Annotated in this window: 16 protein-coding genes and 1 tRNA gene; 9 read left to right on the top strand and 8 right to left on the bottom strand. The window is 72.3% G+C overall.

Annotated elements, in window-relative coordinates; genetic code table 11:
* Window positions 1-21: 21 nt before the first annotated feature.
* From ACK5KK_RS08410 to ACK5KK_RS08400, 3 genes are all read left to right on the top strand, one after another.
* Window positions 22-894 carry a siderophore-interacting protein gene (locus ACK5KK_RS08410; RefSeq protein ID WP_416889638.1) on the top strand — a complete coding sequence of 291 codons (873 nt, stop codon included), beginning with the start codon at window positions 22-24 and terminating at the stop codon, window positions 892-894.
* Between the two features lie 69 nt (window positions 895-963).
* Window positions 964-1,950 (top strand): formylglycine-generating enzyme family protein, encoded by a 987-nt coding sequence (locus ACK5KK_RS08405; protein ID WP_416889637.1) that lies wholly within the window; start codon window positions 964-966, stop codon window positions 1,948-1,950.
* Window positions 1,947-2,876 carry a hypothetical protein gene (locus ACK5KK_RS08400; protein ID WP_416889636.1) on the top strand — a complete coding sequence of 310 codons (930 nt, stop codon included), beginning with the start codon at window positions 1,947-1,949 and terminating at the stop codon, window positions 2,874-2,876. The genes ACK5KK_RS08405 and ACK5KK_RS08400 overlap by 4 nt, the downstream gene beginning before the upstream one ends.
* Before the next feature lie 45 nt (window positions 2,877-2,921).
* Here ACK5KK_RS08400 and ACK5KK_RS08395 read toward each other — a convergent pair whose 3' ends face one another.
* Window positions 2,922-3,737 (bottom strand): SDR family NAD(P)-dependent oxidoreductase, encoded by an 816-nt coding sequence (locus ACK5KK_RS08395; protein WP_416889635.1) that lies wholly within the window; start codon window positions 3,735-3,737, stop codon window positions 2,922-2,924.
* 49 nt (window positions 3,738-3,786) lie between these two features.
* Between ACK5KK_RS08395 and ACK5KK_RS08390 the strand changes: the two genes are divergently transcribed.
* The 3 genes from ACK5KK_RS08390 (at window position 3,787) to ACK5KK_RS08380 (ending at window position 6,652) form a co-directional block, all read left to right on the top strand.
* Window positions 3,787-4,368 (top strand): TetR/AcrR family transcriptional regulator, encoded by a 582-nt coding sequence (locus ACK5KK_RS08390; RefSeq protein WP_416889634.1) that lies wholly within the window; start codon window positions 3,787-3,789, stop codon window positions 4,366-4,368.
* A gap of 146 nt (window positions 4,369-4,514) precedes the next feature.
* Window positions 4,515-5,498, top strand: a complete 984-nt coding sequence (locus ACK5KK_RS08385) for a PLP-dependent cysteine synthase family protein (RefSeq protein ID WP_416889633.1) — start codon at window positions 4,515-4,517, stop codon at window positions 5,496-5,498.
* Entirely contained in the window at window positions 5,495-6,652 is a 1,158-nt protein-coding gene (locus tag ACK5KK_RS08380; RefSeq protein WP_416889632.1) for a cystathionine gamma-synthase, read from the top strand. Before ACK5KK_RS08385 ends, ACK5KK_RS08380 begins: the two co-directional genes overlap by 4 nt.
* 70 nt (window positions 6,653-6,722) lie before the next feature.
* Here ACK5KK_RS08380 and ACK5KK_RS08375 read toward each other — a convergent pair whose 3' ends face one another.
* The 4 genes from ACK5KK_RS08375 to ACK5KK_RS08360 all read right to left on the bottom strand — a co-directional run bounded on the left by ACK5KK_RS08375 (window position 6,723) and on the right by ACK5KK_RS08360 (window position 9,813).
* Entirely contained in the window at window positions 6,723-7,454 is a 732-nt protein-coding gene (locus ACK5KK_RS08375) for a cytochrome c biogenesis CcdA family protein (protein ID WP_416889631.1), read from the bottom strand.
* Window positions 7,451-8,023, bottom strand: a complete 573-nt coding sequence (locus ACK5KK_RS08370) for a thioredoxin family protein (protein ID WP_416889630.1) — start codon at window positions 8,021-8,023, stop codon at window positions 7,451-7,453. Before ACK5KK_RS08370 ends, ACK5KK_RS08375 begins: the two co-directional genes overlap by 4 nt.
* Window positions 8,024-8,119: 96 nt before the next feature.
* Window positions 8,120-9,115 (bottom strand): sensor histidine kinase, encoded by a 996-nt coding sequence (locus tag ACK5KK_RS08365; RefSeq protein ID WP_416889629.1) that lies wholly within the window; start codon window positions 9,113-9,115, stop codon window positions 8,120-8,122.
* On the bottom strand, window positions 9,112-9,813 hold the full coding sequence (locus ACK5KK_RS08360; protein WP_416889628.1) for a response regulator transcription factor: 702 nt from the start codon (window positions 9,811-9,813) through the stop codon (window positions 9,112-9,114). Before ACK5KK_RS08360 ends, ACK5KK_RS08365 begins: the two co-directional genes overlap by 4 nt.
* Window positions 9,814-9,904: 91 nt before the next feature.
* Here ACK5KK_RS08360 and ACK5KK_RS08355 point away from each other — a divergent pair, with 91 nt between their 5' ends.
* On the top strand, window positions 9,905-10,744 hold the full coding sequence (locus ACK5KK_RS08355; RefSeq protein ID WP_416889627.1) for a sulfurtransferase: 840 nt from the start codon (window positions 9,905-9,907) through the stop codon (window positions 10,742-10,744).
* An 82-nt stretch (window positions 10,745-10,826) separates the two neighbouring features.
* Here the strand turns inward: ACK5KK_RS08355 and ACK5KK_RS08350 are convergent, their stop codons facing one another.
* From ACK5KK_RS08350 to ACK5KK_RS08340, 3 genes are read right to left on the bottom strand one after another with little or no spacing between them, the layout of a single operon-like run.
* On the bottom strand, window positions 10,827-12,626 hold the full coding sequence (locus tag ACK5KK_RS08350) for a carbohydrate-binding domain-containing protein (RefSeq protein WP_416889626.1): 1,800 nt from the start codon (window positions 12,624-12,626) through the stop codon (window positions 10,827-10,829).
* 14 nt (window positions 12,627-12,640) lie between these two features.
* On the bottom strand, window positions 12,641-13,423 hold the full coding sequence (locus ACK5KK_RS08345; protein WP_416889625.1) for a polyphosphate polymerase domain-containing protein: 783 nt from the start codon (window positions 13,421-13,423) through the stop codon (window positions 12,641-12,643).
* Window positions 13,420-14,058 carry a DUF4956 domain-containing protein gene (locus ACK5KK_RS08340; protein WP_416889624.1) on the bottom strand — a complete coding sequence of 213 codons (639 nt, stop codon included), beginning with the start codon at window positions 14,056-14,058 and terminating at the stop codon, window positions 13,420-13,422. The genes ACK5KK_RS08345 and ACK5KK_RS08340 overlap by 4 nt, the downstream gene beginning before the upstream one ends.
* 27 nt (window positions 14,059-14,085) lie before the next feature.
* On the opposite strand from ACK5KK_RS08340, the gene ACK5KK_RS08335 reads away from it, so the two are divergent.
* Window positions 14,086-14,745 (top strand): asparagine synthase, encoded by a 660-nt coding sequence (locus ACK5KK_RS08335; RefSeq protein ID WP_416889623.1) that lies wholly within the window; start codon window positions 14,086-14,088, stop codon window positions 14,743-14,745.
* A gap of 63 nt (window positions 14,746-14,808) precedes the next feature.
* Window positions 14,809-14,884 (top strand) — tRNA-Arg (locus ACK5KK_RS08330).
* The last annotated feature ends 103 nt before the right edge of the window (window positions 14,885-14,987 follow it).

Below are 14,987 nucleotides of genomic sequence, written 5' to 3'. Positions count from 1 at the left end.
TGGACCCGGAGGAACACTCGAATGACAGCATCCACACCGCCCCGCGCCCCGCGTCGACCCCGGGTGCAGCACGTGCTCGACGTCGTGGCGACCGAACGGCTCACCCCGCATCTGACCCGTGTGCACCTGGGGGGAGAAGGCTTCGCGGCCTTTCTTTCCGGCATCGACACCGACCGGCTCGCCGCCACCGACAAGTACATCAAGATGCTCTTCGCTCCGGCCGGTTCCGATCTGCAGCCGCCCTACGACATGGAGAAGCTGCGCGAGACGCTTCCTCCCGAGCGGATGCCGTCGCAGCGCACTTACACGATCCGCTCGGTCGCCCCCGACGGCGCCAGCATGGCCGTCGATTTCGTCGTGCACGGCGACGAGGGCATCGCCGGGCCGTGGGCGGAGCGCGCGCGCCCGGGGGACCGGGTCGCGTTCTTCGGTCCCGGCGGTCAGTACGCGCCGGCGCCCGGTGACCCGGAGCGTCTCTACCTCGGCGACGACTCCGCCATCCCCGCCATCGCCGCCGCGGTCGCCGCGCTCCCGGCCGACGCCCGCGGGCGGGTGGTCATCGAGGTCACCGACGCGGACGACGAGATTCCGCTGGCCGCGCCGGAGCACATCGACGTGCGGTGGCTGCACCGCGCCGATTCCACGGGTGCCCTCGCCGGGTACGGCGAACCGCTCGTGGCCGCCGTGGCCGCACTCGCCGCGCCCGCCGGCGACATCGACGTGTTCGCGCACGGCGAGCGGGAGGCGATGAAACGACTGCGCGCGTTGCTGCACGGCCAGTGGGGGGTGCCGCGCACGTCGCTGTCGCTGTCGGCCTACTGGGCGCAGGGCCGCGCCGAAGACGCGTTCCAGGCGGAGAAACGCGAGCCGGTCGGCAAGATCTTCGACGCCTGACCGGCCCGCGAGCGGCCGGCGGATGACCTCGCGGTGCGTCGACACGGCAGAATCGTTGCGGGAGGTGCCATGGGCGAGCACGAACACAGCGAGCAGGAGCCGGTCGGATGCGGGTGCGGCTGTGGCGCCCCCGCGCGTCCCGCGCACCCGGCGGGCCTGCAGATCGGCGTCCGGCCGCCGGTCGCGACCGGAACCGGACAGCACACCCTCGCGCAGGCGCAGATCCCCGCGGGGCGCTTCGTGATGGGCGATGCTGCCGGCGACCGCAACCCCGGCGACGGCGAGGTGCCCCTCCACGAGGTCGAGGTGCCCGCGTTCACGATCGACGAGACCACCGTCACGAACGAGGCGTTCGCCGCGTTCGTCGACGCGACCGACTACCGCACCGAGGCCGAGGAGTTCGGGTTCTCTGCCGTGTTCCACCTGGCGTTGGCCGCCCCGGAGAGCGACATCATGGGGCAGCCGGCGGCGACGCCGTGGTGGTTCGGGGTGCGGGGCGCGCACTGGCGGCATCCGGGCGGGTCGCGCTCCGACCTCGATGGCCTGGCCGACCACCCCGTCGTCCACGTGAGCTGGAACGACGCGCGGGCGTACTGCGCGTGGGCCGGCCGGCGCCTGCCGACCGAGGCGGAGTGGGAGTACGCCGCACGAGGTGGCCTCGACCGCGCGCGCTTCCCCTGGGGGGATGCCGCCATCGACGAGGACGGCTGGCGGGCGAACATCTGGCAGGGCGCGTTCCCCCGCGAGAACACCCTGGAGGACGGGTGGCTGACGACCGCCCCGGTGCGTTCGTTCGCCCCCAACGGCTACGGCCTGTGGCAGCCGGTCGGCAACGTGTGGGAGTGGTGCGCGGACTGGTTCGATCCCGGCTACTACGCCGTCTCGCCCCCGGTCGCACCCCAGGGTCCACAGCGGGGGGCGCAGCGCGTCCTGCGCGGTGGCAGCTACCTGTGTCACAGCTCGTACTGCAACCGGTATCGCAATGCGGCCCGCTCCCAGAACACCCCCGACTCGTCGATGGGCAACGCCGGGTTCCGCACGGTGGCCGACGCGTGAGGGAACTCGTCGAGGGCACCGTCGCCCAGCGCACGCACTCGTGGCTGCGCCTGTCGCTGGTGGGGGCGATCGGGGTGATCCTGCTCGCCGTGACGGTCGAGAGCATCCGGCTCGGGGAGGTGCTGCCCTCCCTCAGCCAGTACTACTACTCCCCGGCGCGCAACATCTTCGTCGGTGCGCTCATCGCGGCCTCGGTGGCGCTGCTGGCGCTGTCGGGCCGCAACATCGAGTCGGTGCTGCTCGACCTCGCCGCGCCGCTGGCCGCGCTGACCGCGCTGGTCCCCACACGCACCGTGCCGCACGCCGTTCCGGCTTCCGGACTGGCGTGCCCGCCGGGGATGACGGCGTGCGTGCCGGTGCAGACCGTGCCCGAGGTCGACAACGGCGTGACGGTCTTCGTCGTGGCGGTCTGCGTGCTCATCGTCGTCGGTATCACGCTGGTCCTGCGACTGCCCCGGGGGGAACCGGGTGGGTTCAGTGCCCGGGCGCGGGTGGCGGTGGCCACGACCGGTGCGGCTCTCATCGTCGCGGGGGTGGTGTTGGCCGCCCGGACGCCGACGGCCGACGGGCAGACGGTGCTGCTGGACAGGGTGCACTTCCTCGCCGCCGCACTGTTCCTGCTCATGATCGGCGCGGTCGCGGTGCTCAACGCGTTCGTCCGCACGGGGCAGCGCACCGCCGCCCTCGGCGAACGGGCCGTCGACATCGCGATCGCAGGGCTGCTGCTGGCCGACCTGATCGTCTCGGTGTGGGCGATCTGGTTCGCGCCACCCGGCAGCAATGCGGTGTTCTGGGTCGAGGTGGTCGCGCTCGTGCTCATCGCGTCGTTCTTCGCGGTGCAGACGATCACGCGTCGTGCTGACGTCGACGCGCTGGCGCTGGCGGCTCGGGTGGAACGGCTCGCCCCGTTGCGCGCGCGCCGGTGACGCGGTCCCGCCGCCGCGGACACGACGGCGGGACGGCGAGCGTCGTCAGGTCGCCGACCAGGCCCCGTCGCTGGGCAGGATGGCCCCGCTCACGTTGACGCCGTCGTCGCTCAGCAGGAACGTGATCGACGCCGCCAGCGCATCCGCCTGCACGGGTGTCGGGAGGATCGCCATCGCCGCCTGCACCCGCTGGGCTCCCAGCGGCGAGGCGAAGGTGGCTTCGATGTTCGTGATCGTCGGGCCCGGCGCGACCGCGTTGACCCGGATGCCGTTGTTGGCATACATGAACGCCGTCGACTTCGTGATCCCGGTGACAGCGTGCTTGGACGCGGTGTACGCGACGCCGGCGGCCGACCCGCGCAGCGATGCCTCGGACGCGACGTTGACGATCGACCCGCCGCCCTGCGCGAGCATGGCGGGGATCACGGCGCGGGAGAGCTTCATCGTGCCGGTCACGTTGATCGCGAACACCCGCTCCCAGACGGCGTCGGTGACGTCGCCGATCGGGGTCATGTCGTCCATGATGCCGGCGACGTTGGCCAGCGCGTCGATGACTTCGCCGGCTGCGTCGACGATGCGGGCGATGCCGGCGTCGTCGGTGATGTCGGCGGTCACCGTCGTGACGTCGGCATCCGGGTGCGCCGCGGCCAGTTCGGCGAGCCGCTGCTCGGAGACGTCGACGGCGATGACGCGGCCGCCCTCACGCGCGACACGGGAGGCGGTGGCTCGTCCGATGCCGGACCCGGCGCCGGTGACGATGACGGTCTTGCCGTCGAACCGGCCGGTGTCGAGGCGTTCGCTCCAGGGGCGCGGCGTGGGCTCGGGTGCGGCGCCGCCGGGAGTGGTGTCGGGGGTGGACATGGTGCTCCTCTCAACCGGACAATCGCGTCCGGTTGTACCATTGTGGACCGTGACCGCCGCATCCGGAAGTCGAGGCGCGCCCGCTCGCCGCAACCGGGGACCGGCCGCGGCCGAGCGGAACCGGCGGGCGCTGCTGGCGGCCGGGCGGGACCTGCTGGCGACCGAGGGCCTGGCCGTGCCGCTGAGCGCCGTCGCCAAACGCGCCGGGGTCGGGCAGGGCAGTCTCTACCGGCACTTCCCCTCGCGCGTGGCCTTGATCGCCGCGGTGTTCGAGGAGAACCTCGACCGCATCGAGCAGTTCGTCGCGACGGGCGAGCGCACCCTCGACGAGGTGTTCGCGATGCTCGTCGACCAGGCCGTCGCCTCGACCGCGCTGGTCGAGGCGATCAATGCGCACCGCGACGACGCGGGAGTGGCCAGGCTGGGGCGGCGATTCGCCGAGGTGGTCGACGGGGTCGTCGAGGCCGAACGCGCGGCGGGCCGGCTCGCCGACGACATCACCGTCGACGACATCCGGCTCGCGATCGGGATGCTCGCCGGCGAGATCGCGCGGATCGACGCCGCCGAGCGCGCGGGCGCCGCCGCGCGCGCTCGCCGCATCGTGCTGGCGGGGCTGCGGCCCAGGCCGTAACGGCCGCACTTTGCCGAACTCGCGCCGACCCGTTACGGTGGACGCGTGATCCTCACCTGTCGTTGTTGTCGTTGAGTGCTTCGGCACCCTCCGCGACCATCGACCGTGCGCGCCTCTGTGAGCGCGACGACCCAAGGACATCTCCCGTGCAGTACGCCACCCACGTGGCCGACCTCGTCGGCAACACCCCGCTCGTCCGGCTCGGGCGCGTCACCGACGGCGTGCGCGCCACGGTGCTCGCCAAGCTCGAATACCTCAACCCCGGCGGATCGTCCAAAGACCGGATCGCGCGGAACATCATCGACGCCGCCGAGCGCGACGGGCGCTTGCAGCCGGGCGGGGTGATCGTCGAACCCACGAGCGGCAACACGGGGGTCGGGCTGGCCCTTGTCGCAATCGAGCGGGGGTACCGCATGGTCTTCGTCGTGCCCGACAAGTTCGACGGCGAGAAGGTCGCCGTGCTGCGTGCCTACGGCGCCGAGGTCGTCATGACGCCGACGAACGTGCCACCGGAGCATCCGGACTCGTACTACAGCGTCTCCGACCGACTCGCCGACGAGATCCCCGGCGCGTTCAAGCCCGACCAGTTCGCCAATCCGAACGGCCCGCGCGGGCACTACGAGACCACCGGTCCGGAGATCTGGCGCGACACCGACGGTCGGGTCACGCACTTCGTGGCCGGTCTCGGCACCGGCGGCACCATCAGCGGCACCGGGCGCTTCCTCAAGGAGGCCTCCTCCGGGGCGGTACGCGTGATCGGGGCCGACCCGGAGGGGTCGATCTACTCCGGCGGCCCGATCCACGGGTACCTCGTGGAGGGTGTCGGCGAGGACTTCCTGCCCGACACCTTCGATCCCGCCGTCGTCGACGGATACGAGCGGGTCGCCGACGTCGCGTCGTTCGAGATGACGCGGCGGCTGGCCCGCGAGGAGGGTCTGCTCGTGGGCGGGTCGTCGGGCATGGCGGTCGTGGCCGCCCTGCGGGTGGCGCGCGATCTGGACGAGGATGCCGTCGTGGTGGCGCTGCTGCCCGACCACGGCCGCGGATATTTGAGCAAGCTGTACGACGACGCGTGGCTCGCCGCGCAGAACCTGACGCCCGATGCGGTGCCGACGAAGGAGAACCCATGACCATCGATGACGCCGCCCGCGGCTTCGCCAGCCTCGCCGTGCACGCCGGTCAGGAGTTCGACCCCACCACCGGTGCGGTCATCCCCCCGGTGCACTTCTCCACGACCTATGCCCAGGACGGCATCGGCGGCCTCCGGCAGGGCTACGAGTACGGGCGCAGCGCAAACCCCACCCGCACGGCGCTGCAGACCCAGCTCGCGGCGATCGAGGGCGGTGCTCACGCGTTCTCGTTCGCGTCGGGCCTGGCCGCCGAGGACGCCCTGCTGCGGGCCGTGCTCGCGCCCGGGGACGAGGTGCTGCTCGGCAACGACGTGTACGGCGGGACCCACCGGCTGATCGCCCGCGTGCTCGGGCCATGGGGCGTCCGGCTGCGGACGGTCGACATGAGCGACCTCGACGCGGTGCGCGCCGCGGTCGCCGCACACCCGCCGCGGGTGCTGTGGGTGGAGACGCCGTCGAATCCGTTGCTGCGGATCACCGACATCGCCGGACTCGCCGCGATCGGCCGTGAGGCCGGAGCGCTGGTCGTCGTGGACAACACCTTCGCCACCCCGGCGCTGCAGCGTCCGCTCGCGCGGGGCGCGGATGTCGTCGTGCACTCCACGACGAAGTACCTGGGCGGGCACTCCGACGTGGTCGGCGGTGCCCTCGTGCTCGACGACGACGCGCTCGCCGAACAGATCGGGTTCCTCCAGTTCGCCGCCGGGGCGGTGTCGGGCCCGCTGGATGCCTGGCTGACCACGCGCGGCATCAAGACGCTGGCGGTGCGCATGCAACGGCACAGTGAGAACGCTGCCGCCGTCGCGGAGTTCTTGGCGGGCCACGACCGGGTCGCGCGCGTCTACTACCCGGGCTTGGCGTCGCACCCCGGCCACGAGCTGGCCGCGCAGCAGATGTCGGGGTTCGGCGGCATCGTGTCGGTGGCGCTGGAGTCCGCTGCCGCGGCGCGCCGGTTCGCGGAGTCGACGCGGCTGTTCCAACTGGCGGAGTCGCTCGGCGGCGTCGAGTCGCTCGTGAACTACCCCAACGAGATGACCCACGCGTCGGTGCGCGGCACCGACGCCGCCGTCCCCGTCGAGGTCGTGCGCCTGTCGGTCGGCATCGAAGACGTCGCCGACCTGTTGGCCGACCTCGACCGGGCACTGGCGGTCTGACCCGATCTCACCTGTCACGTCGCGCAGCGCCCCGGGCTCGGTGGGGGAGTCGCCGCCGTCGGGTGACCGGTCACCGGCCGATGCCGGCACCCAGCTCCCACGGCGCGATCGGCGCGTTCGCGAGAATCCACGCCTCCAGGTCCTGCATCCACCCCGTCGCGATCAGCACGCCGACCACGACGAAGATGACGCCGAGGCCGCGCCGCACCCAGCCGTGCGGGTCGGCGGCCCAGCGCAGGCGCGCCACCGCCCGCTGACCGACGAGCGCGATCGCCAAGAGCACGGCCATGAGCCCGGCGGTGTACGCCGCCAGGAGGGCCAGTCCACGCGCGGGCTCGGCCGGGAGCACGGTGACGATGACGTAGGCGAACAACGGGCTGCACGAGGTGAACACCGGCCCGAGTGCGACACCCGTGAGCACAGCGCCGACCGTGCCGGTGCGCCCGTGGGCGGCATCGAGCCGCCGCGCCGCCCCGCCCGCCAGGCCGGTCGCCTGGCTCAGCCGGTCCCATGCTCCGGGGAAGACCGAGAACAGCCCGAGCCCGATCAGGAGGGTGCCGCTGACGAGCTGCCAGGCCTGCGTCGGGATGTCGATGAGCGCCGTCGTCGCCTTGAGCAGCAGTGTGAACACGATGACGCTGGCGCCGAGTGAGAGCGTGATCACGAGGGCGCGCCGCGCGGCGCCGCGCCCGCTCGCCCCCTGCAGCGAACCGCCGACGACGATCGGCAGCAGCGTCAGCGAGCACGGGGCGAGGGTCGTCAGCGCACCCGCGAGCAACGCACCCGCGAGTGCGGCGATCACGGGTGGACGGTCTCGGCTTTGATCTCGGCGCCGGAGCCCGACCCGCTCCACGTTGCCAGCGCGGCGCCGTCGGGGGCCACCTGCACGAAGGTGTGCTGCTGCGTGATGCCGTACTGCTTCTTGAGGTCGGTCTCGGTGTCGAAGTCGACCTTCACGACGGTCAGACCGTCGGGGACCCCGTCGGTCTGGAGCGACTGGTCGGTGCTGCGGCAGCTGGGGCACCAATCGGCGTGGAAGAAGTAGACCACCGTCGTGTCGGCGCGGGCATCCATCTGATCGCGGTACTCGGCGAGGGTGAGGTACGCGCCCGGGGCCATCGACACCGCCATCTCGTCCCCGTCGGCCACCTCGTCGCTCATCGGGGTCTCGTCGGCCATCGCGGTCGAGTCCGCCATCGGCGTCTGGCCGGACATGTCATCCGCGGCTGCGGAGCACCCCGCGAGCGTGAGCGTCGCCGCGACCGCGACCGCTGCGACCGAAACCCCAGCGAGTCCGTGTCGCCGGCGAGAACGCGCAATCCCGGCAGGGTGGGGACGTTCGGCGGGGTGGGGAAGGGGAATGGGGGGCATGACGGGCTCCTGGGGTCGGGTACGGCCAGTCAACCGGGCGGCGGGGCGTGCGGCCAGCATGCGGCGGGGTCCGTCACCGGCCCGTAAGAACTCCGGTCAGGCGGCCAGCGCGATCCGCACGGTGCAGCCGCCCGTGGCCGGGGTGTTGATCACCGTCACCCGGCCCCCGTGCGCGCGGGCGATCTCGTCGGCGATGGCCAGTCCCAGCCCCATCCCGCGCTCCGAGCGGGCGCCGTCGCCGCGCCATCCCGGTTCGAGCAGATGCGGCAGGTCGTCGCCGGGGATGCCGCCGCACCCGTCCGAGACGTCGACGGTGTGCGCGTGGCCGGTATGGCCCGTGGCGACCTCGATGACCGACCCGCCGGCGCTGTGCTGCACGGCGTTGCGCAGCACGTTCGTGATCGCGCGCGTCACCTCTCGCGGCTCGACCGAGGCCACGGCGCCGCCGAGTGCGCCGGCCTCGATGCGCACGCCCTTCGACTGCGCGAGCGGGGTGACGGTGGCCACGGCATCTGAGACGAGGTCGTCGAGCGAGGTGGTGACCACGTCGCGGCGCGGTGCGCCGTGCAGCCGCGACAGCTCCACGATGTCGTCGACCATCGCTTCGAGCCGGTCGACCTCGTGCACGATGCGTGCCGTCGCCTCCCGCGCCGCGGTCGCGGAGGTGCCGCTGGCCTCGGCCAGCACCCGGATGCCGGCCAGCGGCGTGCGCAGATCGTGCGACAGCCACCTAATCGTCTCGCGGCGCGACTGCTCCACCTGGCGGCTGCGTTCCCGGTCCGCGCGGTCGCGCGCGGCCGCGGTTTCGACGGCGCGCACGCGCCGGGCCAGCACGAGTCCGGCGACCAGGGCCATCGGTGCCCCCGCCGCCAGCACGATGAGCAACGTGCGGTAGGTGTGATCCTCGATGAGCATCTGCCGCGTCGCCACCGCGACCCCCGCGGCCAGGGACAGCACCACCGCGAACGGCGCGCCGAACGCGGCGGCGGTGGGCCGGCGCCGCGACAGCGCCCACACCGCCAGCGCGGCGACGAGTCCCACGACCCCGGTCGTCGCGATGGACAGTACGACGGCGTTCTGTTCGCCGGTCACGGATCACCGCCGATCGCGGCACGATCCCAGCGATACCCCTTGCCGAACACCGTGAGCAGGCGCGTCGGGTGCGAGGGGTCGGTCTCGATCTTCTCGCGGAGGCGCCGGACGTGCACGGTCACCGTGGACGGGTCACCGACGTTCCACCCCCAGACCTCGCGGATGAGATCGTCGCGCGAATGGACGAGCCCGGGATGCTGCAGCATCCACACCAGCAGATCGAACTCCCGCCCGGTCAGCGATAGGGTGGTGCCGGCGCGGGTGACGAGCCCGGCGGCGAGATCGACCCGCAGGTCGCCGTCGGTCAACACCGTCGGCACGCCCGGCACCGGCGCGGTGCTGCGGCGCACCAGGGCGCGGATGCGCAGATCGAGTTCACGCAGACTGTACGGCTTGGTGACGTAGTCGTCGGCGCCCTGCTGCAGGCCCTGGACGCGCTCGTGCTCCTGTGCGCGCGCCGTGGCCATGATGATCGGTATGTCGCGCCGCAGGGTGCGCAGCCGGCGGGTCAGTTCCAGACCGCTCATGCCCGGCAGCATCAGATCGAGCAGCACGAGGTCGGCGCCCTCGGCGGTGAACCGGTCGATCGCGGCGGCGCCGTCGGCGACGGCGGTCACCGTGTGCCCGGCGCGGACGAGATACGACGCGACGGTGTCCCGCATCGTCGTGTCGTCCTCGACGAACAAGAGGTGCACCACGCCGCCCACTATAGGCACGTCGCCGTCGCCGCGCTGCGGGTTCGGCGCACCGCTGTCACCACCTCGTAAGGAGCGGGCGTACGCTCGGGGAATGGATGCTGCGGAGCTGCTCATCACCCCGGCCGGCCTCAACGAGGCGCTCGCATCGGACCGCCCGCCGCGCGTACTTGATGTGCGCTGGCGCCTGGATGAGCCGGACGGTCGACCCGCGTACCGCGCAGCGCACATTCCGTCCGCGGTATACGTCTCGCTCGACGACGAGCTGTCGGCACACGGAGAGCCCGCCGACGGGCGGCATCCGCTGCCGGCCACCGCCGACCTGCGCGCGGCGGCAGGGCGGTGGGGGCTTCACGATGGCGATGCCGTCGTGATCTACGACGACGTGTCCTCGTTTGCGGCGGCGCGCGCGTGGTGGGTGCTGACGGATGCCGGTGTGACCGACGTGCGCATTCTCGACGGCGGCCTGTCCGCGTGGCGGGCTGCCGGCCTGCCGCTGGAGGCCGGCACCGTCACCCCGGCGCCGGGGAGCATCGCCCTGACGACGGGGCGGCGGCCACGCCTCGATATCGACGGGGCTGCTGCGTTGCCTGCGGAAGGTGTGCTGCTCGATGTCCGCGCCCCGGAGCGCTACCGCGGCGAGGTGGAGCCGATCGACCCGCGCGCCGGCCACATCCCCGGCGCCGTGAACGCCCCCACCACCGGAAACCTTGACGCCGAAGGTCGGTTCCTGCCCGCCGAGGCGCTGCGTGAGCGGTTCGCCGCGTGGGGCGTCGCGCCCGGGGCCGCGGTGGGCGCATACTGCGGCTCGGGGGTGACCGCGTCGCACACTGTTTTCGCGTTGCAGCTGGCTGGGATCCCGGCGGCGCTGTACCCGGGATCGTGGAGTCAGTGGGCCCACCATCCCGACCGGCCCGTCGCCCGATCGGCCTGACCCGGCGCCTTGCCCCGACATCCCGCGACGGCCCCCGCGCACCGAGAGCCGGTGTGCGGGGGCCGTCGCGGATCGGCGATCGTCAGGGGCGAGGACCGCCCGGCATGCCGCCGCCGGGTCCGCCCATGCCCATCGAGCTCTGTTCGCCGGCCACACCGGTGGCGACTGTGGCCGAGCCGGCGGTGCCGCCCTCGCTGAGCCCACCCGCGATCTGCTCACCCGCACCGCCGCCGGAGACCAGCGTGTACGTTTCGCCGTTGACCACGTCGGCGCCGGAGTAGACGACCGAAGCGGTCTGCTTCGACGTCGTGAAGGTCGCCAGGACCTCGCCGGCGGAGTCGACGATCGACAGGACCGTGCCGCCCGCGATCTGCTGCGTCGCGGTGAACTGGACGGATGCCTGATCGGAATCGGCCGAGGGTGCCATCGCCATGCCGGCCGAGCCCGCCGCGAGGAACGTGCCGCCCGAGATCGTCATCCCGCCGTCGACGTCGAGCGCGCCATTGCCGTCACCGGTGGGCCCCGACACCACGACCGTGCCCCCCGACATCGTCAGGGTGCCCTGATTGACGTCCAGTCCGTCCCCCTCGGCATCCACCAGCAGGGTGCCGCCGGAGATCACCATCGTGAGGTCGGCCGAGCCCGCATCCGGTTCGGAGACGTTCAGCCCGTCGTCGCTGGAGGTGATGTCGGTGGTCCCCCCGGCGACGGTGATCTGGCCGGCCTCCAGCGCCTCCTCGGAGGTGGTGACCGTGTTGGTCCCGGCCGTGACGACCAGCTGTTGCTCGGCGTGCGCGGCATCCTCTCCCGCGGCGATCGTGACCGTCGCCCCGGCGAGGTGGGCGAACGCGACGGTGTTGATACCGTCCTCGGCGGCGTCGATCGAGACCTCGCCGCCCTCGAGCACCGCGATGACTCCTGCCGAGACGCCCTTCGCGCCCGCGTCGGTGCCCGCTCCGGCACCCCCGCCGGCCGTGATCGTCAGGGTGCCGCCGGTGGTCACGATGTCGGTGGCCGCGGCAATGCCGTCGTCGCCGCTGGTCACCGATACCTCGCCGCCGGTCAGCAGCACGTACCCGCGGTCGGTGTCGTCGGCGTTGTCGGCCTTGAGGCCGTCGCCGTCGGCGGTGACGGTGAGGTCGCCGCCACGGATCACGACGTAGTCCTTGCCGCGGATGCCATCATCTGCGGCATCCACCGCGATCGTGCCCGATTGGATCACCAGGCCGTCGGCGGAGGCGATGGCGTCGTTCCCGTTGCCGCGCACCGTGAGCGCCCCGGCGCCCGCGATGGTGAGATCGGTGGCGGAGTACAGCGCGGCGTTCGCGTCGGCGTCGTCGGCGTAGCTCGACGCGTCGGACAGGGCGTTGGCCGACCCGTCGGCGAGGATCACGACGGCCTCGTCGGCGGCACGGATGTCGATGGCCGCACCCGCCGAGGTATCGATGTCGACGCCGTCGAGGACGAGTTTCACCGTGCCTTCGCCCTCGCTGTCGACGACGACCTGACCGGTGAATGTGCCGCTGAGAACGTACGTGCCGGCGGCGGTGACCGTGACGGTCGCCCCGGAGGCGACGGCGCCGTCACCGGAGACCGTGGCCGACGACCCCGAGAGGGAGATCGTGGTGGCATCGGCGGCCGAGTAATCGCCGTCGCCGTCCTCGTCGTGGGCGTCCTGGTTGGCCGCGAGCACCTCGGCGGCGGTCTGCCCGGCATCCCCGTCGACGGCCGCCGCGGCGGCGGACCCGACGGTGGTGGCCGACGACGTACCGGATCCGGCGTCATCGGTCGCGGCGCTGCTGCAGCCTGTCACGGCGAGCACGAGAGCGAAGGCGGGGGCGGCGACGAGCCACAGCCGCTTCGAACGTGTGGTGGTGGTCATGGGAGGAGCTCCTTTCAGGCGGCGGCGAGCGCCGGGGTGTCGGTGAAGTGTCGGGTGAGGACGCGTCGCCACTTGTGGGCGGGGAGCGCGGGGTTCAGGGCGGCCATTCCGGTGCCGTACTTGGACAGGGATGCCGGGCGGTGCCCGATGCGCCACAAAGCCCGGTCGAGGGCGCCGGCGCGCTGGCCGGACTTGGTCTCGACGATCGCGATTCCCGGCAGGGACAGCCCGCGCCCGTCGGCGGCGATCCAGGAGAGGTCGACGTCGATCGTCGCCCGGGACGCATCACGCCCGCCGTCCGCCGGGAGCAGCAGGGTGGCGCGCCGGTAGCCGGTCGCGAGCGTGGGGCGCAGCCGCCCGGCCAGGGCGACCGCATCCGGGATTCCGGCGTCGCCGAGCAGGTCCGCCGCATACGTGACGGCCTGGTCGTCGAGCGCGTCGCCCGCCACCGGCACCCGGTCCTTGACGGTCGCCGAGCGTGCGCCCCGGGTCTTGACCTCGAGGAACGACCCGCCCGAGTCTAGGTAGGTGCGGGCGCGGACTTTGAACCGGCGGCGGCGCCCGTGGGCGGCACCGAGGTAGCTGGCCAGGTCGGGGGTGTCGTAGTACTGCGACGCGTAGCGCAGCATCCGCTGGCCGTTGATGTCGAGCGCCTGCGTCCCGGCGGGAAGGCCGGCCAGCGCCGTCGGCAGGTCGGCGGCGGGGAGGATGTACTTGCGGTCGACGCGGGTCTGCAGCTGCGCGGCGTCGTTGAGGTCGTCGAGACGGACGCCGGCGAGACGGTGCAGCGCGATCATCGGGTCGCCGCGGTCGCCTGGGTCGCCCGGGCGGTACGGGCCGCGCGGCGCGGGGTGGCATCGGCCACCGAATAGCGGACGTCGACGCGCGTGGTGTCCGAGACCAGATCGAGGGCGCGGACCGTGACGATCGAGGGGCGCACGCCGAGGATGTCGGTGACGGCGTCGTGGAGTTCGTTCTCGTCGGTGTAGGCGCGGTCGAGCACGAGCGATTGTTCGCGGGAGCGGCGCAGCACGGCGGGGCTGTCGACGATCGCGATGACGGCCACGACCAGCGCGATGAGGCTGGCGCTGGCCCACGTGAACGTTCCGGCCAGGCCCGCGATGAGACCGATGGCGAGCGCGGCGAGGTAGTAGGCGATCTCGCTCTGGTCGATTTCGCGTGAGCGCAGGCGGATGATCGACAGCACGCCGAACAGTCCGAGGCCGAGTCCGGCACTCACGGTGCTCGAGCCGAGTACCATCGACACCGCCAGCACGCCGACGTTGACGCCGACGAACGCGACGGCGAGGTCGCGGCGCCGCTGCCGGGGGTAATAGACGCCGAACGCGAGCAGGGTGATTGCGACGAGGTCGAGGGCGATGATGCCGAGCTGATCCATGAGTGACTCCAGGGTGTGGTTGCTGGCATCCATTCAGGACCGCGCGGCTATGTGGTTGCTATGACGCACCTTGGACGGGGTGAGGAATGCGCGGGTCGTAAGATCGAGGGGGAGGATGCGGTGGCCGATGAGCAGCAGCGGGAGCGTTCCCCGCAGCGTGCCCGGAACCGCGACGTGGTCGCCGAGGGCATGTACATCGCATCGGCGGCGACGCGGCTCGATCTGAAGAACCGCATCCTGGTGCACATGCTCGTCGACGGCGACACGTTCGACGCCGACAGCCTGCTGCCGGAGGCGCGCGAGTCGTTGCTCGCGCTGGCCGAGGAGGCCGAGCTGGACGCGGAGCGCACCGGCCGGGAGCGCAAGTCGGCGCGGGGCCGGCACGCCGACTCCCACGGCACGCACGACTATCGCAGCCGCGATGTGCGAAATCTTCGCCGCCGGCAGAAGCAGTCGCTGCGGGTGGCCGCCGAGTTACGCACCCGCGCCGCCGACGAGGACCAGTTGCGTCTGCTGATCGCCGATGCCCGCGAAGCGGCGTGGAGCGAGGTGGCCAGCAATATCGATCGGTCGCTGCGGATCTCTGCGGCCCGGCCCGACCTCGAGCCGGATTACGAGCGGATGCGGGCGGCGCGCATGCAGGCGCTGCGGCTGGTCGACCTGCCGAAGCTGCGGGCGCACCGGCGCGTGCTGGACGCGCATTCCGACGATCCCTCGTAGCCGCTGGTTCGCGCACCCCCGGCGGTCATGTAAACTGGCCGCTGGTCTTCGAGAGAAGGCCGTGCGCCTCTAGCTCAATGGATAGAGCATCTGACTACGGATCAGAAGGTTGGGGGTTCGAGTCCCTCGAGGCGCGCCATATAGTCCCTGCAGAGTCCCGCAAATCTGCAGTTCTCCGGACCTGGAGTCCTGGCGCGATGCGGAGTTGCGCAGATCCCCGGGTTTGTGCAGATCCCCGGAGT

The sequence above is a fragment of the Microbacterium sp. genome (assembly GCF_047972865.1).
Classification (GTDB): Bacteria; Actinomycetota; Actinomycetes; order Actinomycetales; family Microbacteriaceae; genus Microbacterium.
This window is presented reverse-complemented; position numbering and strand designations above follow the sequence as displayed.